This is a genomic window from Haloarcula sp. MBLA0163 (genome assembly GCF_055632435.1).
On the sequence record NZ_CM145745.1, the window covers coordinates 757565 to 777209 of the forward strand.

Below are 19645 nucleotides of genomic sequence, written 5' to 3' on the forward strand. Positions count from 1 at the left end.
AGGTCCTTATTCCTCGTCGTCCGCGTCGTCCTCGGCGGCTTCTTCGGCGGCCTCCTGCCGCTCCTGGCCGAGTTCGGTCAGTTCGGTCTCGCCACCGGCGGCCGATATCTTCTCCTCGGCACCCGCGGAGAAGTCGTCGGCGACGACGGTGAGCTCGTTCCGGACCTGTCCGGCACCGAGCACCTTCACGACGTCGGCGTCGTCGGCGTCCTCGACGACCTCTCGGGCGTCGATGTGGTAGCCGTCGCCGTCCTCCTCAGCGAGGCCGTCGGCGACCAGCAGCGGGGCGTCCTCGTCCAGTTCGCGGACGTCGACCGTCGCGACGGTCTCCTGGACCTTCTCGGGACGCGTGAAGCCGCTCTTGCCGAGCGGCTCGTAGTTGTGCATCTCGTGTTTGGCACGCCCGGCGGCCCCGCGGCCACCGCGGTGCCCGGCACCGCGTCGGTTCTTGTGCGAGCCGCCGCCGTGGGTGCGGGACCCGCGCTGTCGTCGTTTCTTGCTCGTCATTATCGCATCGCCTCCAGCAGTGCGTCGATGCCCTCGGAGTCGTGCCGCCCGAGTTCACCGCCCTCCTTGGTGGGGTGCTTGATGCCGTCGTGACCGCCGCGCGGCGGGTGGAGACGGAGCGTCGGCGAGAGGCCCTGGTCCTGCAGCGTCGTCTCCTCGGAGACGAGCGCCCACGCCAGGCCCTCGATGTCGTCGTAGTCGGTGTTCTCGGCGACCCACTCGTCGTCGACGTCGGCGTCGCCCTCGGCGGGTTCGGCGCGCTTCTCCAGGAGCAGTTCGACCGTCTCCTGGCTGGGTTCGCCGAAGGCCACGAAGTCGTTGACCTTCGAGACCATCCCGTTGTACGTGTCCGTCTCGGGGACGAACGTACAGTGGTTGACGTGGTGGATGTTCAGCATCTTCAGCGTGTCGTGGATGTCCGTATCCATGTTCACGTCGCCGCGGATCTGAACGAGCGCTTGCATCACTCGATCACCTCGCGCTTCTCGAAGGTCCGCTCGGGGACGCGCGCCTCGGCCGTGTTCTTGAGGGCGTTGAACGTCGCCTTCGCGAAGTTGACCGTGGTGCGCGTGTTCCCACTGGAGCGGGTCCAGATGTCCTCGATGCCGGCCAGTTCGAGCACCTTGCGGACGGTCTCCCCGCCCGCGAGGCCCAGCCCGCGCGGGGCCGGCTGGAGCTCGACCTCGACGCTCCCGGCCTTGCCCTCGGTGCGCAGCGCGACCGTGTGGGGACGGCCACAGCCACACTCCCAGGACCCGCAGCCGCGGGAGACGTCGATGAGGTTCAGTTTGGCCACGTCGATGGCCTTCTGGATGGCACCGCCGACCTGGTCGTCACGCCCTTCGGCGTAGCCGACGAGGCCGTCGCGGTTGCCGACTGCGACGACACAGCGGAACTTCACCCGCCGGCCGGAGTCGGTCATCCGCTGGACCATGTTGATGTCCAGCACTTCGTCTTCCAGGTCGGGAACGAGCTGGTCGACGACTTCCGATTCTTTCAGGGGAAGCCCCGAGTTCAGCGCCTCCTGCATGGAGTCGATGTCGCCCTCGGCGACCTGCTTGCCGAGGCGTGTGCGGGGTTCCCAGCCGTTGTCAGCACTCATAGTTCGATGTCACCTTCCAGTAGGGTCTCCCGTACTTCGTCGAAGTGTTCCGGGAGGTCTTCGGCGTCGAAGTCCCCGCTGTACAGCGGGTCGTCCAGCTGCTCGGCGTACTCGGCGATGTGGGCACCGCGGGTGCGCTGCCAGTCGGCGAGCACGTCGTCGTTGTGGGGGACGTCGAGCCCGGCGTCGATTGCGCCTTCCTGTATTGCGAATACTTTGCTTCCGGGGGTCGGGGAGTTGAGGCCGATGTCCAGCACCGCTTCCTCGACGCCCGCTTCCTGTGCGCGAAGGCCGGCCAGCAGGCCGGTGAGGTACGCCGAGGGCATGTTGCCCGTCGGGGCCTCCCAGCCGTAGTCGGCCAGGTCACTGGAGTGAGCGGACGCGAGCGTGCGGTCGCCGTCGGGGCCCAACGTCACCAGCTGCGCCCTGACGTGCTTGTTGCTCTTTCGAGCAACGAGGCGGGGCTTGCCGGATTTCAGCAGGCGCAACCGCTGATGGTAGTCGGTACGGGCCTCGCGGCGTCGCCGCATCGGCACGTTGTATCGTGGTCCTGTCGCCATTATTCGTCACCGTGGTTTGCGTCGATGTATCGTTCGAGGTCGGCGACACTGTCGAACTCGCCACCGCCGGCCTTGTCGTACAGGTCGCGGTACTGCGAACTCGAGAGTGTGCCGTCGTCGCGCAGCTCGCGCAGTTTCTTGCGCTGGGCGCGGATGCGCGACTCCCATTCCTCTTTGGGGTCCTGTCGTGCCCCGGCCTTGCCCTTCCGGGAACCGGCTCCCTTCTGGTGGCCGTAGGCGCGCTTCTTCTGGCGTTCCCGGGCGCGGCCGCGGGAGTTGCCCTTCTTGTCTTTCGCCTGGATGGCGCCCTCATCTACCAGTTCGCGGACGTCCTCGCGGGTGATGGCGTCCGCGATGTCGCCCTGCCGGTCGGGGTTGAACCAGACGCGGTTCTTCCCGACGTCGAGGACGTCTGCTGCGAGTCGCTTCTGTGCGGAGAGGTCCGTCATTACTCGTTCACCTCGACTTCTTCGTAGGTGGGGTTGAGCACGCGGATACCCGCGTCCTCGGCCTCCTCCTCGATACGCTCACGCTTGCGAGCGCCGACCTTGGAGGCGATGCGGACCGCCTCGACGTCCCCGTCGACGCCCTCGAGGTCGGCCACGTTGTGCACGCGGACCTCCTCGAAGCCGGAGGGGTGTCGACCGCGGACCGCCTTCGGGGAGCGGAAGCCCGCCTCGACCGTGTCGCCCTTGCCCTTGATGCCGCGGCGCTGCTTCGAGAGCTGGCCGCGCGGGCGGCGCCACGACGTCGAGACGCGCTTCTTCTTGTGGTGGTCCTGTCGGTTGAACTGCGGCGTGCCGACGCGGTGTCGCTGTGCCAGCAGTCGAGCCTCCTCGTCGTCGAGGTCGGGCGTCTTGTCGGCGAGCCCGCGGGGCTGGAGCTCCGTCTCCACGTCCGCCTCGGGCTCTTCCTCGGCGCCTTCCTCTTCGACTTCGGCCTCGGTCTCGGTGTCGACCTCGAGCCCGCCGACGTCGGCCTTGATACGGGCCGCGAGGGCGTTCCCGACGCCGTCGACCTCCGCGAGTGCGGACTGGTCCGCGGCGCGGACGTCGTCGACCGTCTCGAAGCCGGCCTCGCGGAGCGAGTCGGCCTTCGAGTCGCCGACGCCGCTGATGTCGGTCAGCTCCATCTCGTCGTCGCTGTCGGACTCGGCCTCCTCGGCGACCTGGTCGGCGTCCTCGGCCGGCTCGCCGTCGAGCGGCTGCTCCGACTCGACGTCGGCCTCGGGGGCGCCGCCCTGCGTGAGCGCTTCCTCGTTCGCGTCGGCGTCGCTGCTCTTGTTGTCGGGGTTGTCTGCCATCAGGCGTCACCTCGGTTCGGTTTCTGGGTGATGTACACCCCGTCCTGGAACACGCGCACGTCCTTGTCGTTGATGCGCGTGAGCTGTTCGATGTCCGCGGCGGTCTGACCGACGGCCTCGATGTCGGGGCCAGTCAGCGTCAGTTCCTCGCCGTCGACCTGGACGTCGGTCTCACCGTGGACGGTGGTCCGACGCGCGGCCTTCTCGCCGAGGAAGTTCTCGATGACGACTTCGTCGCCTTCGACGTCGACCTGCATGGGGAAGTGAGAGTAGAAGACCTCCATCTCGTACTCCCAGCCCTCGGTCACGCCGTGGAACATGTTCTCGATGTGGCTCTCGAAGGTACCGATAGTCGACATCGTCTTCGCGTCCTCCACCTCGGACTCGACGACGACGGTGTCGTCCTCGACCGAGACGTCGATGTCGGGGTACCAGAGCCGACGTGTGACACTGCCGTTGGGCCCCTCGACGGTGAGGTCGAGATGGTCCAGTTCGGCGGTCACGTCCTCCGGAATCTCCAGTTCTACTCGTGACATTGTCAGTATACGTACGCGATGACCTGGCCACCGACGCCCTCTTCGCGGGCCTCGTAGTGGCTCATGATGCCGTGGCTGGTCGTGACGACGAGGGTCCCGTAGTCACGGGCGGGGAGGAACCGCTTCTCCCACTTCTCGAACTCGTCGGCACCCGCAGAGTAGCGGGGCTTGACCGGGCCACACTCGTTGATGGCACCTTTCAGTTCGACCTCGAACTCGCCGGCCTTGCCGTCGTCGACGAAGGTGAATCCGTCGATGTACCCGCGGTCGTAGAAGACCTCGAGGACAGAGCCGATTTCGTTCGAGGCGGGCGATACCGTCTGCTCCAGATGCCCGACGCTCTCGGCGTTATCGATGGCCGACAGCGCGTTGGCGAATGGGTCGTTTCCTGTCATGGTTAGCTGTACTTCTTGAAGCCCATTCCCCGAGATATCTCGCGGAAGCACTGGCGACACAGCCAGATGTCGTACTTGCCGACGAGCCCCTGTTCGCGCCCGCAGCGCTGACAGGACTCGAGCTGGCCGGTCCGCTCTGTCTCGGCGGCGTCGGGCTCTTCTGTGGTTTCACTTTCGCTCATTCACTGACCTCCACGTCGAATGTCGACTCGATGAACGCCGTCGCGTCTTCGGGGTTGAGTCGGTGGTTCGACGGAATCGAGCGCGACGCCTTGTCGCGCTTGGCGACGCGGTACCCCGGGCGGACGAGGTTGACGGTGACGTCCAGCCCGTAGATTCCGATGCTCGGGTCGTACTCCTGGCTCGGGAACTCCGTGTGTTCCTCGACGCCGAAGCTGAAGTTGCCGGTGTCGTCGAACTGGGTCGCCGACAGGTCGGCGAGCGGCAGGGCCGTCTCGAGGAACTCCTCGGCGACCTCGTCGCGAAGGGTGACCTTCGCACCGATGGGGTCGCCCTCGCGGATGTCGAACTCGCCGACGGTCCGCTTTGCCTTCGTCCGGACGGGGCTCTGGCCGGTGATCTCGCCGAGGATGTCCTCGGCGTTGGCCAGGTCGCGGCCACCGTGGCCGATGCCCATGTGGACGACGACCTTCTCGACGCTCGGCTCCCGCATCTCGTGGAAGTCGGCGGACTCGCTCTCCGAGCTCATTCGTCGTCACCTCCGCCCGTGAAGTTCTCGTCGATGACGACGACGTACTCTTCGACCGTCTCGAAGCCGCCGTCGTCCTGGGAGACGAGCACGTTGTTCTGGGCCGAACCGGGCGTGACCTGAATCTCGTCGATGGTGCCGATCTCGCCGGCGTGTGCGCCGTCGACGGCCGTGACGAGAGCGCCCTCCTCGTACTCGAAGTGGGCGATTATCTCGCTGGACTCGTTGTCGACGACGATGGAGTCGCCGCCGGCGTAGGTCTGGTCGTCCTCGACGACGAGGGTCTCGCCGTCGTGGAGGCCGAGCTGGACCTCGCCACCGTCGACGTGGGTCTTGGTGACGATCTTGCCCAGCTTGGACTCGGCGGCGTCCGCCTCGATGGCGGTCAGGGCCAGCCGACCGCCCTCGCCGGGGAACACTCGGTAGTACTCTTCGCGCTCGGTGAACGCGAGGATGTCGAACATCCCGACAGGGCGCTCCTCGTCGGAGACGGCCTTGCCGTTGATGAGGACGTTGTCCTCGTTGAGCGCGTAGCGCGCTTCCTTGCGGTTGTCGGCGTAGCCCAGCACGTCCCGCAGGACGATGAGCAGGGGGACCCCCGACTCACCGTGCGGGCCGGCGCCGGCCTTCACCGTGAACGTTGCCGTCTTGCGCTCTACGGGCCAGCTGTTGGGGACCGAGAGGCGCTTCTGGTGGTTACTCATGCGGAATCATCCTCCGATTCGAGACGCGATTCCCGCTCGTCGTCCTCGAGGTCCAGGTCCGTGACCCGAACGTTCGAGGTGTCGAGCGGGCGAGGGACCTCTTCGCCGTCCGTCTTCTCGAGGGTGACACCCTCGACCTCGATGGTGGCGTCCTTGAGGTCGACGTCGACGACCTCGCCCTCTTCGCCGGCGAAGTCACCGCGGAGCACCTCGACGGTGTCTCCGGCGTTGACGCGGACGTTGCGCTGGCCGTACTCCTCGCGGAGGTCGGCCGACAGCGTCGCCCGGACCTGCTTGTGACGCTCGTGGAGCGGGGCGCGTCGTTGACTCGTTCGCTGTTTGTGTGGTTGCTCACTCATGGTTCTATACGATCATCGTCGCCGCGGAGGCGACACTCCCGAACCGCTCTGCGACTTCCCGCGAGATGGGGCCTTTCAGCTCGGTCCCGCGCGGGTCCTCGTTCTCGTCCACGATGACGGCCGCGTTGTCTTCGAACTTGACGCGGGTGCCGTCGGGACGGCGGATGGGCTTTCGCTGACGGACGACCACGGCCTCGAGCACCTGGCGACGCATCTCCGGCGTCCCCTTGGTGACCGAGACGGTGATCTTGTCGCCCAGACCGGCCTTCGGGTGTCGGCTCTTCGTCCCCGAGTAGCCGTGGACCGAGATGACCTTCAGCTCGCGTGCGCCCGTGTTGTCGGCACACGTGATGAGCGAACCCTTCTCGAGTCCCTGGGTGACGTCTGCGTTCAGCGCCTCCATTATTGCTCACCGTCCTCGATCGCCACGACGACGTGGCTCTTCGTCTTCGAGAGCGGTCGACACTCTGCTATCGTGACCGTGTCACCGACCGCGAGGTCGAGACAGTCCGGTGCGTGAGCCGGAACGCGGCTCCGCCGCTTCATGAAGCGGTCGTATTTGGGCACCTTCACGTCGTACTCGCGCTCGACGACGACGGTCTTCTCCATGTCGGTGGAGGCGACCTCACCGTCCAGTGTCTGACCGCGCACGGAGAGCTCTCCGTGGAACGGGCAGTTCTGGTCGGTACAGGTCGTCTCCGGTTCCTGTACGTTCAGTCCTAGCGCCATTTGGAATCACCTGATTTCTCTGTGCGGCGAGCGGGACGGGCGACGAGTATCGAACCGTCCACCCGGACTCGCTGTCCCGATGGCAGGTCGAAGGCGAACGTCGCGCTGTCCTTCGGCACGTGCCACACCCGGTCGGCTCCTTCGACGGCCAGCGTCTGGGTCGTCTCCACGACGACCGTCCCGCTGATACCGACGGCGTCCGGGCTGGACGCGGCGACGACCTCGACGTCGAGGCCGACGAGTTCGTGACGTGGGAGCGTCTCGGGTGTCAGTGGCATTATTCGTCCTCCGGCTGGAGGTCGCCTTCTTCGCCCTGAATCGTCTTGATCCGGGCGATGGCCTTCTTCAGTTCCTTGATGCGGCCCGGGTTCTCCGGGGCGCCACCCGCGGCCTGCACGGCCCGGGCGTTGAGCAGTTCCGTCTTCAGGTCGTCGAGTTCCGCCTCGCGTTCGGCGGGCGTCATGTCACGGATCTCCTGGACGTGTAGGACGGTCATTCTTCGTCATCCTCCATCTCGTCCATGAGCTCTTCCGCTTCGGCTTCGACGTCCTCGTCGAGTTCCTCGTCGACTGCGTCTTCGAGTTCCTCGACGTCCACGTCGTCGACGTCGTCGTCGGTCGGGACCTCGACGTCTTCCTCGACGATCTCCTCTTCGACGACCTCTTCGTCGATTTCCGCTTCGGTCTCGTCGGGCTGGTCGTGACCAACCTCGGTCGTCTCGGCGTCGTCTTCCGCTTCGGGTTCGCCTTCGAGGAGTTCCTCGACCGACTCGCCGTCGGTCTCGGCGACGTACTCCTCGACCTCGACGTCCTCGTAGATCTCGAAGTCGTCGGGGAGTTCGGCGTTCGGCGGGATGATCTTCACGCGGACGCCGATGGTGCCGAGCTTCATCACGGCGACGCCGACGCCGCTGTCGACGATGTCCTCGGCGGGTTCGCCGTTGTGCTTGATGTAGCCGCGGTTGAACTTCTCGACGCGCGAGCGGGCACCCGTGACCTTCCCGGAGAGGACGATCTCGGCGCCCTTCGCGCCGGCTTCCATGATCCGGTCGATGGTCGTGTGACCGGCCTTGCGGAAGTACCAGCCGCGCTCGAGGGCGTTCCCCAGACGGTCCGCGACGATGCGGGCGTTGAGGTCCGGCTCCTCGACTTCCTGGACGTCGATCTGCGGGTCGTCGAGGTCGAACCGCTCTTCGAGTTCCGTCGTGATCTTGCGGATGTTCTTTCCGCCCTTGCCGATGACCATGCCGGGCTTCTCGGCCTTCAGGACGATCTGGGTCCCCATCGGGGTTTTGGCGACGTCCATGCCGCCGTACCCCGCGCGACCGAGTTCGTCCGCGAAGAACTCGTCAATCTGGGTCCGCTGGAGGCCGTCCTCGATGAACTGCTGTTCGTCGGCCATCAGTTCTCGACCTCCTCGAGGATGAGTTCGACGTCGACCAGCGTGGAGTTCCACGCGGACGCACGCCCCATCGCGCGGGGCTTGCGACCCTGCTGTTCGCCGACCTTGTGGGCGGCGACGTGCATGATCTCCATGGCCTCACCGTCGAAGCCCTGGTGGTCGGCGTTGCCGACGGCGTTCTCCAGCAGGTCGATGAAGGCCTCGGAGGCCTTCTCCGGGTAGCGACCGGCGTCCCACCCGTCGACCTTGCTCTTGTGACCGACGCCCGAGTTGTGCTGCTTGAACGCGACCGGCTGGTCGCCCTCGATGACAGCCTCGAGGAACTCGACGGCGTCGCCCGCCGTCTTGCCCTTGATCTCTCGGGCGATGGCCTTGCTGTGCTTGTGGCTCATCTGCCGCTCACGGAGCATCGCTTTCGCGGTCGTGTCCGGATCGGCGTCGACTGAGTAGCTGATTCCCATGATTACTTGAGCGGTACGAACTTCGAGGAGCGTGTCGCTCCGATGCCGGCCTGACCGTGTTCGACCGAGGTGCGGGTGAGCTGGAACTCACCGAGGTAGTGACCGAGCATCTCGGGCTCTACCTTCACGCGCTCGAAGCTCTGGCCGTTGTGGACGGCGAAGGTGATGTCGACCATCTCCGGCAGCACCGGCATGTCGCGCAGGTGCGTACGGATGGGGTCGTTGGCCGTCGCCTCCTCGTCGGCCTCGCGGGCCTTCTCGAGCAGTTTCTGCTTCTCCTCGGTCAGACCGCGCTTGATACTTCGCCGCTGGCGTGCGGGGAGCAGTTCCGCGACTTCCTCGAGCTCCATCTCCTGCAGCTCGTCGAGCGTGTGGCCTCGGAAGGAGAACTCTCCTTCGTGGCCGATTTGATATTCCGAACTCATTCGTCACCACCTCGGCCGGTTCGTTTCGAGGCGATGTCCCCGACCTTCCGGCCTGGCGGAGCGTTGCGGGAGATCGATTTGGGCTTGCCGGGGTGCTGTCGGCCGCCGCCACCGAACGGGTGGTCGACGGCGTTCATCGCGACACCACGGACGTTTGGCCACTTCGTCCCGCGGGCTTTCATCTTGTGATACTTGTTGCCGGCCTTGACCATCGGCTTGTCAGTGCGGCCGCCACCGGCGACGACGCCGATGGTGGCGCGGCACTGCGGGTCCAGGCGCTTCATCTCCCCGGAGGGGAGCTTCACGACCGCGACGTTGCGGTCGTGGGTCAGCAGCGTCGCGTTGACACCCGACGCGCGGGCGAAGCGCCCGCCGTCGCCGGGGCTGGACTCGACGTTACAGACCGGGACCCCTTCGGGAATCTCCGCGAGCGGGAGCGTGTTCCCGGGGGCGATCTCGGCGCTGACGCCGACCTGCAGTTCGTCGCCCACGCCGACGCCTTCCGGCGCCAGCACGAGGCGGTGGTCGCCGTCCTCGAACTCGACGGCCGCGACGGGCGCCGAGCGAGCGGGGTCGTGTTCGATGTCCACGACGGTCCCGGCGACGAGGTCGCCGTCTTCGACTTTACGGTGCTGAAGGTCGGCCTTGTAGCGGTGCGAGGGCGCCCGGAACGTGGACGTCCCGCGACCGCGTCGTTGTCCCTGAATTCGTCGTCCCATCGTTAGAACACCCCGATCCTGGAGGCGACTTCCTGCGCGTCGTCGTCCTCGGAGAGGCGAACGACGGCCTTCTTCTCGCCGTCCATCGTGTTCTGTGTGTTCACGTCGACGACGGTGACGTCGTACTGGGACTCGACGGCCTCGGTGACCTCCGGCTTCCCAGCCGCGTCGTCGACGACGAACTGGAGCTTGTTGTCGAAGTCCATGTCGTTCATGGCCTTCTCGGTGACGTGGGGGTACTTGATGACGTCCCAGCTCATCGTTCGGCCACCTCCTCGAGTGCGGACTCGGTGAAGACGGTGAGCCGACCGGGCTGTGCGCCGGGTGCGAGGTCCTCCGCGTTGACCTCCCGGGCGGTAGCCACGTCGACGCCCGCGAGGTTGCGGGCGGCCTTCGAGGGCTTGTCGCTGGTCACGAACAGGATGGAGGAGGGGCGGCGGTACTTCCGGCCGCGTGCCTTCCCCTGTCCGGCCTTGATCTTCGTCTCGTCGGCGCGCTCGACGTCGGCGTGGACGTCCAGCGCTTCGAGGACGTCGACGACCTCCTGGGTCTTGACGAGGTCCTCGAAGTCGTCGGAGACGACGACGGGCACCTCGTCGCGGTCGAACTCGTGGCCGCGTTCGGCGACGAGCTCGGCGTCCGTCGTGGCGGCGAGCGCCGAGCGGACGGCGAGCTGCCGTTCCTTGTCGTTGATGTCGACGGAGCGGTCCTTCTCGGCCTTCGGCGGGTGGGCGCGTCGGCCCTTGACCGCCTGCGGGACGCGGCGGGCACGGCCGTCCTGCTTCGGGACGTGTGCCTGGCCGCGGCCGCTACCGAAGGACTCGGCCGGCGTCCGGAGACCGGCGTACTCGTCGGAGCCGTAGTCCTGCTTCCGGTTTGCCTGGGCGGCGGTGACGGCCTTCTGGATGAGGTCGGGTCGCACGGGCGTCTCGAAGACGTCCGGCAGGTCGACCTCGCCGTCGGCCTCGCCGTCCAGAGTGTAGATTGTTGCCTGCATGGGTTATCCCTGGTTCGATTCTGTGGAGACGTAGCGCACCTCGGGGTCGAGGCGCGGCTGGTCGTTCGGACGCACCGCGGGCCGGAAGCGAACCAGACGCTTGTCCGGACCGGGCACCGACCCCTTCACGAGCGTGTAGGGGCCGTCGACCTCGCCGTAGTTGACGAAGCCACCGTCGACGGTCGCGTCGTCGCCCTCGCCGATGTCGATGAGGCGCTTGTTCAGTTCCGTGCGCTGGTGGTAGCCGGTCTGCCCCTGCTGGGGGACCGTCGAGCGCACGCGGGAGGGGTTCCACGGGCCGAGGTTGCCGATCCGGCGCCGCCAGCCCTGCCGGGCGTGCTTGCCCTTCCGCTTCTGGACGCCCCAGCGCTTGACGGGACCCTGGGTCCCCTTGCCCTTCGTGACGCCGGCCACGTCGGCGTACTCGCCGGCGCGGAAGACGTCGTTCATCGAGTGCTCGCCGCCGTCGGCGACGAGTTCGAGGGCGTGGCTGAGGCGGTCCTCGAGGGAACCACCGCCGACGCGAGTCTCCATCACGTCGGGCTTCTTCTTCGGGACGCTCTGGACGGCGTCGGGGACGGTGTGCGTGATGAGGCGCACGTCCCCGAGGTCACCGGCCTCGAGTGCGTCGCGTACCTGTTCCTCTGCAGCGTCCGGGTCGTGGTCCTCCGGCAGGTTCAGTGTCCGGTCGAGCTCCCCGTGGAACTCGTCCGTCCAGACCTCCGTCAGCGGACGCTTGCCGTACGGCGTATCTTCGTACGCTCGCAGGGCGACGGCGCGCATCGGCGGCGTCTCGACGACCGTCACCGGGACGGTCTCTTCCATCCCCTCGCGCGGGGAGTTGGGTTCGTCGTTGACGAGCACGACGTGAGTCATGCCCGCCTTGTAGCCGGCGAACCCTTGAACGCCGGGCTGGCCGTCGTCGGACGGCCAGCTGTTGAAGCGCGGCGTCTCGCTCGTCGAGCGCTTGCGCGGGCCGAAGCCCAGCGAGCCTTTGCGTGGTCTGCTTGATTGTGGCATACGTTTACTCCGTGAGGGTTAGACAGGCGAGGGAGGCGAACAGTGCTTCTTCCGTCCGCACGACCTCGCTGCCCTGGTTCGGAACCGTATTCAGCCAGAGGTCGAACCCTGTGGGGTCGTCGTCTGTCTGGTCTCGTCCGACGGAGCCCGGGTCCACGTCGAGTATCGACGGTAACCCACGCTCGGGGGCTCCGAAGGCGACTGTCATGCCGCCCTCGGCGTCCCGTCGCTCGGCCAGACGGCCGAGACGGTGTGTCGTCGCCGGCTCTCCGTACCTCGAAGAGGCGATGGTGAGCCCGGCGTCGTCACGCGAGAGTGCTGCATCGAGGTCCGCGGAAACGACGTCGAACCCCGGCGTGGGGTGGTCGACGAGTTTCGCCCGGACCGGCCGTCGCGAAGAGACCCTGACGGTCACGCGCTCCCCCTGTCCCACGTCCAGACCGTCTGGAACGGGGAGGGAGATCGGGTGTTGCATGCCGCAATTGACCCGTACGCGCCCATCAGCTCCGACCTCGGTCACGATTCCCTGTCTTAACGACCCCGAACCCTCAGATCCGGAGCCGGTCTGTGAACGCACGCGGAGCGGCGGCAGGACGCCGACGTACTCTAGTTCGTCCCGCTTGCCCCACATCTCCTTTCGGAGGTGCGGCGGCGTCGCGGCGTACCGCAGCACGGTTTCGACGAACCCGTCTTCCCACTTGCCCCGCCCGTCCGGGTCGGGGAACACCGTCAGCCGGTCGACCCGGAACACCGTGGCCGCGCGGGCCACGTATCCGAGCTTTCGAGTCGCCTCGCGGCGGTCCTCGGCTTCCCGTGTGAGGGAGTCGGGCACGAGTACGCTGGTCGTCATGCCGTGACGCTTCCACGTCACGCCACTAGACTGTAGCGATACTTCTCCGTCCCTACGGTAAAAAGACCCCGCTTCGCGCACGCGTTGGGACGCGTTCACACGGCCCGTCACAGTCCGTAGCCCGTGAACCGCCCACACGGGCCTTGCCGGTTCCGAAAGGCCGTGGCGTGCTATCCACTCTCGGGAGACCTATGCGCCGAATGCCCTCACGTCCCACGATTGTCCTCGGAAAACGGAAGGCTTTTTACCGTCACCCTCGCCAGATTGGAATGCAGAGAGGCGCAGTGCGCCACGCTGGGCGCTGGTAGTGTAGTTGGTATCACGTGACCTTGCCATGGTCACAACCTGGGTTCAAATCCCAGCCAGCGCATTTCTGTCGACGCCGACCGACGAGCGAAGCGAGTCGCGTCGCGAGACGAAATCGCCCTGGATTTGAAGCACGGAAATCCGAGGGAAGCGAGGATTTGCATCGGGTTCAAATCCCAGCCAGCGCATTTCTCGGACCTCGACCCGTGAGCGGAGCCGCCAGTACTCACTCGGAGTCCCGGTAACAACCGCTCACTGTTCGAGGTCGCGTTCGACGCCCTCGCACTCGTCGGCTATCTCGTCGAGCTCGGCCTCCAGGCGGTCGATGTCCGCTTGCAGGCGGCGGAACTCCTCGTTCTCGCCGAGTTCCGGCGGCGACTTCTCCTGTGCGAGGACGTTCCGCTTCACGCGCTTCTGGCTCAGGTCTCGGTACGTCTCGTCGTACTCGGCCAGCGAGAGCAGTCGGTCGACCGCCTCCTGTACCGCCTCGGTCGTGACGGGCTTGACGAGGTAGTCGTCGACGCCCATGTCGATGATGTCGAAGTCGGGTTCGATGGCGGTCACCATCGCGACGTAGCAGTGGTCGGTGCGGGCCTGTACCTCTCGGAGGAGGTCCTCCCCGTCGACGTCGGGGAGCGTGCGGTCGAGGAGGACCACGTCTATCTCGTCTGTGAGGCGGTCTATCGCCGCCTCGCCAGTCGTGGCCGTCGACACGTCGTAGGACTGCGAGAGGACCCGTGAGTAGGCCTCCCGGAGGGGTGGTTCGTCCTCGACGAGGAGGACCGATGGGCGGGAGTCGCTCACGACACCCCTTTTTTGTGTTGGGATGGCAATAAATCTAGGTGTCGAGACCCGCGAACGCCACAGTTAGGACGCCGCCGCCCGACGACCAGGTATGACCTGTATCGGCTTCCTGTCCGTCGCACCGGTCGTCGAGGAGAGCATGGCCCCCTACGTCGCCGACGCCGTCGCGGCCCTCGAGGCGTTCGACGTCGAGTACGAGACGACGCCGATGGGCACGATAATCGAGGCCGACGACAGCGAGGAACTGTTCGCGGCGGCCCACGCTGCCCACGAGGCCGTCGGCGCGCAGTCCGACCGCGTCGAGACGTTCCTGAAGATAGACGACAAGCGCGGCGTCGACCAGCGTGCGAGCGAGAAGGTCGACGCCGTCGAGTCCGAGCTGGGCCGTGCCGCACGGAGCGACGGGTCCGAAGGCGGAGATTAAAAGGCAGGCTGCCAAAGACCGCGTATGGACAGTCTCAACCGGATGGCCACGGAGCTCGTCGACGAGGCCATCGACTTCGCCGACGAACTCACGATAGACGTACACGCGCTCTCTGGCGACGCCGCGGTGCTGGACTTCGGCGTCGAGGTGCCCGGCGCCGTCGAGGCCGGGCTGGTCCTCGCGGAGATACAGACCGCGGGGCTCGCGACGGTCCAGTCAACGATGGACGCCGTCGCCGGCGCGCCGCTGACCCACGTCGAACTGTCGACGGACCACCCGGCGCTGGCGCTGCTGTGCTCGCAGAAGGGCGGCTGGGAGCTCTCGGCCGACGGCTTCGAAGGGCTGGGGAGCGGCCCGGCCCGCGCGCTCGTGGCCGAGGAGGAGGCGTTCCAGCGCATCGGCTACCGGGAGGAGGCCGACTTCGCCGTCCTCGCGGTGGAGACGGACGAACTGCCGGACGAGGCCGTCGCCGCACAGGTGGCCGAGCGCACCGGCGTCCCCGAGACGGGCGTGTTCCTCCCGGCGTTCTCGTCGGCGAGTGTCACCGGCAGCGTCGTCGCCGCCGCCCGGGCGGCCGAACTGGCCGTCTTCCGGCTGGCCGAACTGGGCTTCGACCCGGTCTCGGTGCTCTCGGCGAACGCGCGCGCCCCCGTGGCGCCCGTCGCCGGCGACGAGGCGACGGCGATGGCCCGGACGACGGACGCGCTGGCCTACGGCGGCGAGGTCCACCTCACCGTCGACGAGTCGTTCGACCGGTTCGACGAGGTGGCCTCCGTCGCCGGGCGCGAGTACGGCGAACCGCTGGAGGCGGTCTTCGAGGCGGCCGACTGGGACTTCGCGGACCTCCCCGTCGAACTGTTCGCGCCGGCACAGGTCACCGTCGACGTCGTCGGCGGCGACACGCACGTCGTCGGCGACACGCACGAGGACGTCCTGGCCGAGAGCTTCGGGCTCTGATGCGCTACAAGGTGGCCCCGCCGGCGCGGTCGCTGTCCTTCCTCGACGACGCGAGGGCGGCGGTGCCGCTGGTCCCGGACGACGAGTCGGACTGCTGTCGTGCCATCCAACGGGCCACGGACGTCCCGGACCGCGAGAACGCGCGCGAATACCTGACGTTCCTCCGGGCGCTCGGCCTCGTCGCGGAGAGCGAGCGGGGGTACTACCGCACGCGGACCGACCCGGACGGGGAGACGCTGGCGACGGCGTTCCGCGAGAACGTCTTCGGCGCGGCCGAGGTGCTCGATACGCTCGGGAGCGACCCGCTGACCGTCGACGAGGTGTTCGCCGCGGTGCGGCCGGCGATTCCGCGCTGGGAGCGAGAGCGACACGTCGACTGGGAAGGTGTCTGGCACACGCGGGTCGAACACCTGCTGGGGTGGGCGACGGTGTTCGGGGCCGCACGGGACACCGATGCGGGGTTCGTCGCGGCGTAGCCGTCGAGTCCAGGCCACCACAGCTTCTTGCCGTCGGCACTCGTCAACCAGCTTATGCGAACGACGCCTACGGAAGGGGTAGCATGAGCACACCGGTCTGGCACGGCTATCCGCCGTACAGCCCGGGGACACAGCCGGTCTCCGCTCGCGCGTACGGGTTCGACGCCGCCTACGCCGGGGCCCCCGCGTGGGACATCGGTCGCCCGCAGCGGGCGTTCGTCGAACTCGCGGAGGCGGGCGAACTGCGCGGCCGGGTCCTGGACGTCGGCTGCGGGACCGGTGAGCTGTCGCTGTATCTCGCGGCCCGCGGCCACGAGGTCCTGGGCGTCGACTTCGCGCCGCAGGCCATCGCACAGGCGCGCCAGAAGGCGCACTGGCGAGGGAGCGACGCACAGTTCCTCGTCTGGGACGCCCTCTCGATAGGCGACCTCCCGTTGCGGTTCGACACGGCGACGGACTCGGCGCTGTTCCACTGTCTGAACGACGCCGAGCGCGACCGGTACGTCGCGGCGCTCCGAACGGTCCTCCGGCCCGGCGCGGGCTGTTTCGTCCTCGCGGCGGCCGCGCCCGAACGCTGGGGCCGACGACCCGGCGGCGTCGCCTACTCGGAGTTCCGGTCCCGGTTCGGCGAGGGCTGGGACCTCCGGTGGGTGCGCAACGCTGCGTTCGAGAACCGGCGGTACCCCTACCAGCACCCGGCGTATCTGGCGAAGGCGGTCCGTCAGTAGGCGATACCGACCCGCGCCCGGTGGTAGGTGTCCTCGACGAGCGTCTCGTAGAGGAACGCCGCCACGTCACCCGTCGAGACCGACTGCCCGCCGTCCGGGAGGTAGTCGACGGCCGTCCGGTAGTGGTTGGTCGGCGTCCCCTCGGGCATCCGCGGGGGACAGACGAGCGTCCAGTCGACGGTCGAATCCCGCAGGCGTTCGTAGACGTCCTGGTGGGCCGTCGCCACCTGCCGCAGGTGGTCGGGGAACTCCGGCGTGTCGAGCCGGAGTCGGTTCGGCGTCGCCTGCAGGATGCCGGCCGCCCCCACGGTGACGAGGCGGTCGACGCCGCTCGCCGCCATCGCCGCGAGCACGTTCTCGATACCGACCGATAGCACCGCCGGGGACTCGCCCGCGTCCGGACCGACGGCGAGACAGACGGCGTCGTGGCCCGGGACGGCGGCGGCGACCGCCTCGGCGTCGGTGACGTCACCTTCGACGACCCTGCTCCCTGCCGGGGCCGCCGCGGCGTCGCGGACGAACGCGGTGACGGCGTGGCCGTCGCTGGTGGCGTAGTCGCAGATACGACGGCCGACCCGACCGCTCGCGCCGAAGACGAGAATATCCATGTCCGTCTAGACCGCGTCGACGGATAAAGCCGTAGTACCTAACGGGTCAGTCGGTGACGATGTCGGTGACGGTGCCGACGCCCTTCGAGCGGCCCTCGCGGAAGACGAACTTCTGGCCCTCCTCGACGAGATACGGTCTGAACTTGAACTCGACGGTCGTCTCCCCGGCGTCGCCCGGCAACAGCTGGCCGTCCGAGGGGTGGAAGACGGCGGCCTCGCTGACGGTCTCGAGGTGGACGACGGGTTCGTACCCGTCGCCGATGCGGGTCGGGTGGTTGAGCACCATCACCTCGGCCTCGAACTCCCGGACCGGCGTCGGGTCTGCGTCCCTCGGGAGCAGGACCATCCCGCGCTCGACGTCCGCCTCCCGGACGCCCTTCAGCGCGATGCCGACGATGCGACCGGCCTTGGCCTCGTCGACCCGGTAGTAGTGCATCTCGATGGAGCGGACCTCCACCTCACGGAAGGCGCCGTCCTGCATCGGGCCGAGGAGGAGTTCGTCCCCGGCCTCCACCTCGCCGGACTTGATGGTGCCGGACGCGACGGCACCGACCCCCTGGACGTTGTACGTGCGGTCGACGTACATCCTGAACTCGCCCACTTCGCCGGCGGTCTTCGGGAGCGCCTCGAACATGGCGTCCAGCGTGTCCATGCCCGCCTGCGTCACGGCGCTCGTCGTCACGACGGGGACGACCGTCTCGGATATCTCCTCGATGGCGGCGTCGACGCCGTGGCGCTCGACCCGGAGCGGCGTCTTGTCCACCTCGCGGAGCGCCCGCTCGACGCTCCGCTCGACCTCGGTCACCCGCTCCTCGGTCACGAGGTCCGTCTTCGTGATGGCGACGATGGTCGGCAGGTCCGTCGCGAGCAGGATACCCAGGTGCTCCCGTGTCGTCTCGGTGACGCCGTCGTCGGCGGCGACGGTAAGCAGGCCGTAATCGAGCTTCTGCCCGACCAGTCCGCGGATCGTCGTCCGGAGCCACGGCTCGTGACCGACGGTGTCGACGAACGACACCAGCCGGTCGGACTCCTCTACAACGCGTGCGCGGTCACTTTTCCGATGCGGGTTGTCCATCCGGACCGGCCCGTCGTCGTCGAAGCCGTAGACGCCGTAGGAGAGGTCCGCCGAGAGGCCGCGTTCGACCTCGTGGGGCTGGACGTCGAGGAACCCACGCGTGTTGCCCTCGCCGTCGTCGGGCTCGCCGGTCACCAGCGACCCGACGAGCGTGGACTTGCCGTGGTCGACGTGGCCGGCGGTGCCGACGACGATGTGGTCGTCGTCTTCGAGTACCGCCCCCTCTCTGACCGTGGCGACGCCGACGATGCCCTCCGGCCCGTCGCTCTCGCCGGCCGCGTCCGAGACGCCGTCGACGCCCCACGTCTTGACCTCCTCGATGTGGGCGCCGGCCTCCTCGGCCAGCAGACTCAGCACGTCCATCGACTCGGAGAACGCTTCGGGGGCGATGCCGGCGAGGCCGCCGTCGTCGGTGACGCCGACGACGTAGGTCGCCTCACCGTCGCCCGAGAGGACGCGGTGGCGGAGCTGCGCGGTCAGGGATTCGAGCCGACCCTCCGAGAGATGCAGGTCCTCGGTGAGCCGTTCCTTGAACTCGACGCTGCCGCCCTCCTGTTCGCCGCGCTCCAGCGCGCGCCGGAGGACAGCCCGGTCGGGGCTCATGGGAGTCCGTAACGGAGGACGAGATAAAAGCCTTCCCCGGGTTCGGGGCCGCTTACCGGTGTTTTCGGCTGTGGACGAGTCTGTCTCTCACAGTAGCGCCCTGTGCGTCGACGGACCGGAACGGGCTGACGGCTGGCCCCGAGACACAGCCCTACAGGGCCGAGGAGACGTGACACTCACCGACGCCTACGGCCGGTAGGGGGCCACCGCCTCGAGGAAGCCGTTGGCGTACCGGGCCTCGGTCACCCGGTCGGCACGGGCCTTCGCCGTCTCGTCCGCGTTCGCGACGGCGACGGCCTCGCCGGCCACGTCGAACGCCTCCGCGTCGTTCTCGGAGTCGCCGACCGCGAGGAACGACGACGGGGCGATTCCCAGCTCTGCACAGACCGCCTCCAGACCGGTCCCCTTGTCGACGCTCGGGTCGGTGACGTGGTACGCGAAGCCGGTGTCGAGGACGACGAGCCCGGCCTCCTCGGCCAGCCGTTCGAGTGGCTCCAGCGGCTGGTCGAGGCTGACGACGAGTTCCGTCTCGCGCCAGCGGTTCGCGAGGTCGACGGTTCCGAAGCCGAGTTCGTGGCCCAGCTCCCGGTAGCCCTCGCCGACGGCGAGACAGGCCTCGTGGTCGCCGCGCAGCTGGAGTTCGTCGGTCGCCTCGACGAACACGACGCCGCCGTTCTCCGCGACGACGGCTCGCTCGATACCGAGGAACTCACACAGGGCGATGGGATAGGGCATCGCCTTCCCGGTCGCGACGACGACGGGCTCGGGCCACTCGCGCAACACGGGGAACACGCGCGGGTCGACGGCGCGGGACGCGTCGGTGAGCGTCCCGTCGATGTCGACGAGTAACGGGGGCGTCTCGGACATACACGTACTGGCGACCGGAC

Annotated in this window: 32 protein-coding genes and 1 tRNA gene; 5 read left to right on the forward strand and 28 right to left on the reverse strand. The window is 67.8% G+C overall.

The features are described 5' to 3' along the window. Window positions 1-6: 6 nt before the first annotated feature. Genes ACV7GQ_RS03900 through ACV7GQ_RS04015 form a run of 24 tightly spaced genes read right to left on the reverse strand, consistent with a single transcriptional unit; the run spans window position 7 to window position 12777 of the window. On the reverse strand, window positions 7-507 hold the full coding sequence (locus ACV7GQ_RS03900; protein WP_470312244.1) for an uL15m family ribosomal protein: 501 nt from the start codon (window positions 505-507) through the stop codon (window positions 7-9). Next, window positions 507-971: a 50S ribosomal protein L30 gene (gene rpmD / locus ACV7GQ_RS03905; protein WP_470312245.1), complete on the reverse strand. Its 465-nt coding sequence runs from the start codon at window positions 969-971 to the stop codon at window positions 507-509. The genes ACV7GQ_RS03900 and rpmD overlap by 1 nt, the downstream gene beginning before the upstream one ends. Continuing rightward, window positions 971-1609 (reverse strand): 30S ribosomal protein S5, encoded by a 639-nt coding sequence (locus ACV7GQ_RS03910; protein ID WP_166971568.1) that lies wholly within the window; start codon window positions 1607-1609, stop codon window positions 971-973. Before ACV7GQ_RS03910 ends, rpmD begins: the two co-directional genes overlap by 1 nt. Beyond that, window positions 1606-2169, reverse strand: a complete 564-nt coding sequence (locus ACV7GQ_RS03915; protein WP_470312246.1) for a 50S ribosomal protein L18 — start codon at window positions 2167-2169, stop codon at window positions 1606-1608. Before ACV7GQ_RS03915 ends, ACV7GQ_RS03910 begins: the two co-directional genes overlap by 4 nt. Next, a complete protein-coding gene (locus ACV7GQ_RS03920) occupies window positions 2169-2618 on the reverse strand; it encodes a 50S ribosomal protein L19e (RefSeq protein WP_470312247.1) in 450 nt (149 codons plus the stop codon). The genes ACV7GQ_RS03915 and ACV7GQ_RS03920 overlap by 1 nt, the downstream gene beginning before the upstream one ends. Continuing rightward, the gene (locus ACV7GQ_RS03925) at window positions 2618-3472 is read right to left on the reverse strand and encodes a 50S ribosomal protein L32e (RefSeq protein WP_470312248.1); all 855 of its coding nucleotides are present in this window, start codon (window positions 3470-3472) and stop codon (window positions 2618-2620) included. Before ACV7GQ_RS03925 ends, ACV7GQ_RS03920 begins: the two co-directional genes overlap by 1 nt. Then, window positions 3472-4008, reverse strand: a complete 537-nt coding sequence (locus ACV7GQ_RS03930; RefSeq protein ID WP_470312249.1) for a 50S ribosomal protein L6 — start codon at window positions 4006-4008, stop codon at window positions 3472-3474. Before ACV7GQ_RS03930 ends, ACV7GQ_RS03925 begins: the two co-directional genes overlap by 1 nt. Window positions 4009-4010: 2 nt before the next feature. Then, window positions 4011-4403, reverse strand: a complete 393-nt coding sequence (locus tag ACV7GQ_RS03935; RefSeq protein ID WP_470312250.1) for a 30S ribosomal protein S8 — start codon at window positions 4401-4403, stop codon at window positions 4011-4013. A gap of 2 nt (window positions 4404-4405) precedes the next feature. Next, a complete protein-coding gene (locus ACV7GQ_RS03940) occupies window positions 4406-4585 on the reverse strand; it encodes a 30S ribosomal protein S14 (protein ID WP_220620785.1) in 180 nt (59 codons plus the stop codon). Then, window positions 4582-5112: a 50S ribosomal protein L5 gene (locus ACV7GQ_RS03945; RefSeq protein WP_470312251.1), complete on the reverse strand. Its 531-nt coding sequence runs from the start codon at window positions 5110-5112 to the stop codon at window positions 4582-4584. Before ACV7GQ_RS03945 ends, ACV7GQ_RS03940 begins: the two co-directional genes overlap by 4 nt. Further along, window positions 5109-5816, reverse strand: a complete 708-nt coding sequence (locus ACV7GQ_RS03950) for a 30S ribosomal protein S4e (protein WP_470312252.1) — start codon at window positions 5814-5816, stop codon at window positions 5109-5111. The genes ACV7GQ_RS03945 and ACV7GQ_RS03950 overlap by 4 nt, the downstream gene beginning before the upstream one ends. Further along, entirely contained in the window at window positions 5813-6175 is a 363-nt protein-coding gene (rplX, locus tag ACV7GQ_RS03955; RefSeq protein WP_470312253.1) for a 50S ribosomal protein L24, read from the reverse strand. Before rplX ends, ACV7GQ_RS03950 begins: the two co-directional genes overlap by 4 nt. A 4-nt stretch (window positions 6176-6179) precedes the next feature. Then, complete coding sequence (locus ACV7GQ_RS03960; protein WP_166971550.1) at window positions 6180-6578, reverse strand: 50S ribosomal protein L14; 399 nt, start codon at window positions 6576-6578, stop codon at window positions 6180-6182. After that, a complete protein-coding gene (locus ACV7GQ_RS03965) occupies window positions 6578-6904 on the reverse strand; it encodes a 30S ribosomal protein S17 (RefSeq protein WP_166971548.1) in 327 nt (108 codons plus the stop codon). Before ACV7GQ_RS03965 ends, ACV7GQ_RS03960 begins: the two co-directional genes overlap by 1 nt. Next, on the reverse strand, window positions 6895-7182 hold the full coding sequence (locus ACV7GQ_RS03970; protein ID WP_470312254.1) for a ribonuclease P protein component 1: 288 nt from the start codon (window positions 7180-7182) through the stop codon (window positions 6895-6897). Before ACV7GQ_RS03970 ends, ACV7GQ_RS03965 begins: the two co-directional genes overlap by 10 nt. Then, window positions 7182-7400, reverse strand: a complete 219-nt coding sequence (gene rpmC / locus ACV7GQ_RS03975; RefSeq protein ID WP_166971544.1) for a 50S ribosomal protein L29 — start codon at window positions 7398-7400, stop codon at window positions 7182-7184. The genes ACV7GQ_RS03970 and rpmC overlap by 1 nt, the downstream gene beginning before the upstream one ends. Next, the gene (locus ACV7GQ_RS03980; protein WP_470312255.1) at window positions 7397-8305 is read right to left on the reverse strand and encodes a 30S ribosomal protein S3; all 909 of its coding nucleotides are present in this window, start codon (window positions 8303-8305) and stop codon (window positions 7397-7399) included. The genes rpmC and ACV7GQ_RS03980 overlap by 4 nt, the downstream gene beginning before the upstream one ends. Further along, window positions 8305-8766 (reverse strand): 50S ribosomal protein L22, encoded by a 462-nt coding sequence (locus tag ACV7GQ_RS03985; protein ID WP_470312256.1) that lies wholly within the window; start codon window positions 8764-8766, stop codon window positions 8305-8307. The genes ACV7GQ_RS03980 and ACV7GQ_RS03985 overlap by 1 nt, the downstream gene beginning before the upstream one ends. Window positions 8767-8768: 2 nt before the next feature. Further along, window positions 8769-9191 (reverse strand): 30S ribosomal protein S19, encoded by a 423-nt coding sequence (locus ACV7GQ_RS03990; protein WP_470312257.1) that lies wholly within the window; start codon window positions 9189-9191, stop codon window positions 8769-8771. Beyond that, window positions 9188-9910, reverse strand: a complete 723-nt coding sequence (locus ACV7GQ_RS03995) for a 50S ribosomal protein L2 (protein WP_220620794.1) — start codon at window positions 9908-9910, stop codon at window positions 9188-9190. The genes ACV7GQ_RS03990 and ACV7GQ_RS03995 overlap by 4 nt, the downstream gene beginning before the upstream one ends. Window positions 9911-9912: 2 nt before the next feature. After that, window positions 9913-10170, reverse strand: coding sequence for a 50S ribosomal protein L23 (locus tag ACV7GQ_RS04000; protein WP_470312258.1), 258 nt, complete (start codon window positions 10168-10170; stop codon window positions 9913-9915). Continuing rightward, a complete protein-coding gene (gene rpl4p, locus ACV7GQ_RS04005) occupies window positions 10167-10907 on the reverse strand; it encodes a 50S ribosomal protein L4 (RefSeq protein WP_470312259.1) in 741 nt (246 codons plus the stop codon). The genes ACV7GQ_RS04000 and rpl4p overlap by 4 nt, the downstream gene beginning before the upstream one ends. Before the next feature lie 3 nt (window positions 10908-10910). Beyond that, the gene (rpl3p, locus tag ACV7GQ_RS04010) at window positions 10911-11927 is read right to left on the reverse strand and encodes a 50S ribosomal protein L3 (RefSeq protein WP_470312260.1); all 1017 of its coding nucleotides are present in this window, start codon (window positions 11925-11927) and stop codon (window positions 10911-10913) included. A gap of 4 nt (window positions 11928-11931) precedes the next feature. Further along, complete coding sequence (locus ACV7GQ_RS04015) at window positions 11932-12777, reverse strand: putative RNA uridine N3 methyltransferase (protein WP_470312261.1); 846 nt, start codon at window positions 12775-12777, stop codon at window positions 11932-11934. Between the two features lie 298 nt (window positions 12778-13075). Between ACV7GQ_RS04015 and ACV7GQ_RS04020 the strand changes: the two genes are divergently transcribed. Continuing rightward, window positions 13076-13147 (forward strand) — tRNA-Gly (locus ACV7GQ_RS04020). A gap of 188 nt (window positions 13148-13335) precedes the next feature. Here ACV7GQ_RS04020 and ACV7GQ_RS04025 read toward each other — a convergent pair. After that, the gene (locus ACV7GQ_RS04025) at window positions 13336-13887 is read right to left on the reverse strand and encodes a response regulator (RefSeq protein WP_470312262.1); all 552 of its coding nucleotides are present in this window, start codon (window positions 13885-13887) and stop codon (window positions 13336-13338) included. A 91-nt stretch (window positions 13888-13978) separates the two neighbouring features. Here ACV7GQ_RS04025 and ACV7GQ_RS04030 point away from each other — a divergent pair, with 91 nt between their 5' ends. The 4 genes from ACV7GQ_RS04030 to ACV7GQ_RS04045 all read left to right on the forward strand — a co-directional run bounded on the left by ACV7GQ_RS04030 (window position 13979) and on the right by ACV7GQ_RS04045 (window position 16472). Continuing rightward, a complete protein-coding gene (locus ACV7GQ_RS04030) occupies window positions 13979-14311 on the forward strand; it encodes an MTH1187 family thiamine-binding protein (RefSeq protein ID WP_470312263.1) in 333 nt (110 codons plus the stop codon). A gap of 24 nt (window positions 14312-14335) precedes the next feature. Continuing rightward, entirely contained in the window at window positions 14336-15268 is a 933-nt protein-coding gene (gene mch, locus ACV7GQ_RS04035; protein WP_470312264.1) for a methenyltetrahydromethanopterin cyclohydrolase, read from the forward strand. Beyond that, window positions 15268-15744 carry a double winged helix-containing putative transcriptional regulator gene (locus ACV7GQ_RS04040; RefSeq protein ID WP_470312265.1) on the forward strand — a complete coding sequence of 159 codons (477 nt, stop codon included), beginning with the start codon at window positions 15268-15270 and terminating at the stop codon, window positions 15742-15744. The genes mch and ACV7GQ_RS04040 overlap by 1 nt, the downstream gene beginning before the upstream one ends. Before the next feature lie 83 nt (window positions 15745-15827). Further along, window positions 15828-16472 (forward strand): class I SAM-dependent methyltransferase, encoded by a 645-nt coding sequence (locus ACV7GQ_RS04045; RefSeq protein WP_470312266.1) that lies wholly within the window; start codon window positions 15828-15830, stop codon window positions 16470-16472. Here ACV7GQ_RS04045 and ACV7GQ_RS04050 read toward each other — a convergent pair. From ACV7GQ_RS04050 to ACV7GQ_RS04060, 3 genes are all read right to left on the reverse strand, one after another. Continuing rightward, window positions 16466-17080 carry an NAD(P)-dependent oxidoreductase gene (locus ACV7GQ_RS04050; RefSeq protein ID WP_470312267.1) on the reverse strand — a complete coding sequence of 205 codons (615 nt, stop codon included), beginning with the start codon at window positions 17078-17080 and terminating at the stop codon, window positions 16466-16468. The two genes, ACV7GQ_RS04045 and ACV7GQ_RS04050, sit on opposite strands and share 7 nt — an antisense overlap. 46 nt (window positions 17081-17126) lie before the next feature. Further along, on the reverse strand, window positions 17127-18758 hold the full coding sequence (locus tag ACV7GQ_RS04055; RefSeq protein ID WP_470312268.1) for a GTPBP1 family GTP-binding protein: 1632 nt from the start codon (window positions 18756-18758) through the stop codon (window positions 17127-17129). A 186-nt stretch (window positions 18759-18944) separates the two neighbouring features. Then, window positions 18945-19625 carry a phosphoglycolate phosphatase gene (locus ACV7GQ_RS04060; protein ID WP_470312269.1) on the reverse strand — a complete coding sequence of 227 codons (681 nt, stop codon included), beginning with the start codon at window positions 19623-19625 and terminating at the stop codon, window positions 18945-18947. Window positions 19626-19645 lie beyond the last annotated feature (20 nt).

Excerpts from the sequence above, each read along its gene's own strand:
- ACV7GQ_RS03900 (WP_470312244.1), bottom strand. The coding sequence starts at position 507 with ATGACGAGCAAGAAACGACGACAGCGCGGGTCCCGCACCCACGGCGGC.
- rpmD (WP_470312245.1), bottom strand. The coding sequence starts at position 971 with ATGCAAGCGCTCGTTCAGATCCGCGGCGACGTGAACATGGATACGGAC.
- ACV7GQ_RS03910 (WP_166971568.1), bottom strand. The coding sequence starts at position 1,609 with ATGAGTGCTGACAACGGCTGGGAACCCCGCACACGCCTCGGCAAGCAG.
- ACV7GQ_RS03915 (WP_470312246.1), bottom strand. The coding sequence starts at position 2,169 with ATGGCGACAGGACCACGATACAACGTGCCGATGCGGCGACGCCGCGAG.
- ACV7GQ_RS03920 (WP_470312247.1), bottom strand. The coding sequence starts at position 2,618 with ATGACGGACCTCTCCGCACAGAAGCGACTCGCAGCAGACGTCCTCGAC.
- ACV7GQ_RS03925 (WP_470312248.1), bottom strand. The coding sequence starts at position 3,472 with ATGGCAGACAACCCCGACAACAAGAGCAGCGACGCCGACGCGAACGAG.
- ACV7GQ_RS03930 (WP_470312249.1), bottom strand. The coding sequence starts at position 4,008 with ATGTCACGAGTAGAACTGGAGATTCCGGAGGACGTGACCGCCGAACTG.
- ACV7GQ_RS03935 (WP_470312250.1), bottom strand. The coding sequence starts at position 4,403 with ATGACAGGAAACGACCCATTCGCCAACGCGCTGTCGGCCATCGATAAC.
- ACV7GQ_RS03940 (WP_220620785.1), bottom strand. The coding sequence starts at position 4,585 with ATGAGCGAAAGTGAAACCACAGAAGAGCCCGACGCCGCCGAGACAGAG.
- ACV7GQ_RS03945 (WP_470312251.1), bottom strand. The coding sequence starts at position 5,112 with ATGAGCTCGGAGAGCGAGTCCGCCGACTTCCACGAGATGCGGGAGCCG.
- ACV7GQ_RS03950 (WP_470312252.1), bottom strand. The coding sequence starts at position 5,816 with ATGAGTAACCACCAGAAGCGCCTCTCGGTCCCCAACAGCTGGCCCGTA.
- rplX (WP_470312253.1), bottom strand. The coding sequence starts at position 6,175 with ATGAGTGAGCAACCACACAAACAGCGAACGAGTCAACGACGCGCCCCG.
- ACV7GQ_RS03960 (WP_166971550.1), bottom strand. The coding sequence starts at position 6,578 with ATGGAGGCGCTGAACGCAGACGTCACCCAGGGACTCGAGAAGGGTTCG.
- ACV7GQ_RS03965 (WP_166971548.1), bottom strand. The coding sequence starts at position 6,904 with ATGGCGCTAGGACTGAACGTACAGGAACCGGAGACGACCTGTACCGAC.
- ACV7GQ_RS03970 (WP_470312254.1), bottom strand. The coding sequence starts at position 7,182 with ATGCCACTGACACCCGAGACGCTCCCACGTCACGAACTCGTCGGCCTC.
- rpmC (WP_166971544.1), bottom strand. The coding sequence starts at position 7,400 with ATGACCGTCCTACACGTCCAGGAGATCCGTGACATGACGCCCGCCGAA.
- ACV7GQ_RS03980 (WP_470312255.1), bottom strand. The coding sequence starts at position 8,305 with ATGGCCGACGAACAGCAGTTCATCGAGGACGGCCTCCAGCGGACCCAG.
- ACV7GQ_RS03985 (WP_470312256.1), bottom strand. The coding sequence starts at position 8,766 with ATGGGAATCAGCTACTCAGTCGACGCCGATCCGGACACGACCGCGAAA.
- ACV7GQ_RS03990 (WP_470312257.1), bottom strand. The coding sequence starts at position 9,191 with ATGAGTTCGGAATATCAAATCGGCCACGAAGGAGAGTTCTCCTTCCGA.
- ACV7GQ_RS03995 (WP_220620794.1), bottom strand. The coding sequence starts at position 9,910 with ATGGGACGACGAATTCAGGGACAACGACGCGGTCGCGGGACGTCCACG.
- ACV7GQ_RS04000 (WP_470312258.1), bottom strand. The coding sequence starts at position 10,170 with ATGAGCTGGGACGTCATCAAGTACCCCCACGTCACCGAGAAGGCCATG.
- rpl4p (WP_470312259.1), bottom strand. The coding sequence starts at position 10,907 with ATGCAGGCAACAATCTACACTCTGGACGGCGAGGCCGACGGCGAGGTC.
- rpl3p (WP_470312260.1), bottom strand. The coding sequence starts at position 11,927 with ATGCCACAATCAAGCAGACCACGCAAAGGCTCGCTGGGCTTCGGCCCG.
- ACV7GQ_RS04015 (WP_470312261.1), bottom strand. The coding sequence starts at position 12,777 with ATGACGACCAGCGTACTCGTGCCCGACTCCCTCACACGGGAAGCCGAG.
- ACV7GQ_RS04030 (WP_470312263.1), top strand. The coding sequence starts at position 13,979 with ATGACCTGTATCGGCTTCCTGTCCGTCGCACCGGTCGTCGAGGAGAGC.
- mch (WP_470312264.1), top strand. The coding sequence starts at position 14,336 with ATGGACAGTCTCAACCGGATGGCCACGGAGCTCGTCGACGAGGCCATC.
- ACV7GQ_RS04040 (WP_470312265.1), top strand. The coding sequence starts at position 15,268 with ATGCGCTACAAGGTGGCCCCGCCGGCGCGGTCGCTGTCCTTCCTCGAC.
- ACV7GQ_RS04045 (WP_470312266.1), top strand. The coding sequence starts at position 15,828 with ATGAGCACACCGGTCTGGCACGGCTATCCGCCGTACAGCCCGGGGACA.
- ACV7GQ_RS04050 (WP_470312267.1), bottom strand. The coding sequence starts at position 17,080 with ATGGATATTCTCGTCTTCGGCGCGAGCGGTCGGGTCGGCCGTCGTATC.
- ACV7GQ_RS04055 (WP_470312268.1), bottom strand. The coding sequence starts at position 18,758 with ATGAGCCCCGACCGGGCTGTCCTCCGGCGCGCGCTGGAGCGCGGCGAA.
- ACV7GQ_RS04060 (WP_470312269.1), bottom strand. The coding sequence starts at position 19,625 with ATGTCCGAGACGCCCCCGTTACTCGTCGACATCGACGGGACGCTCACC.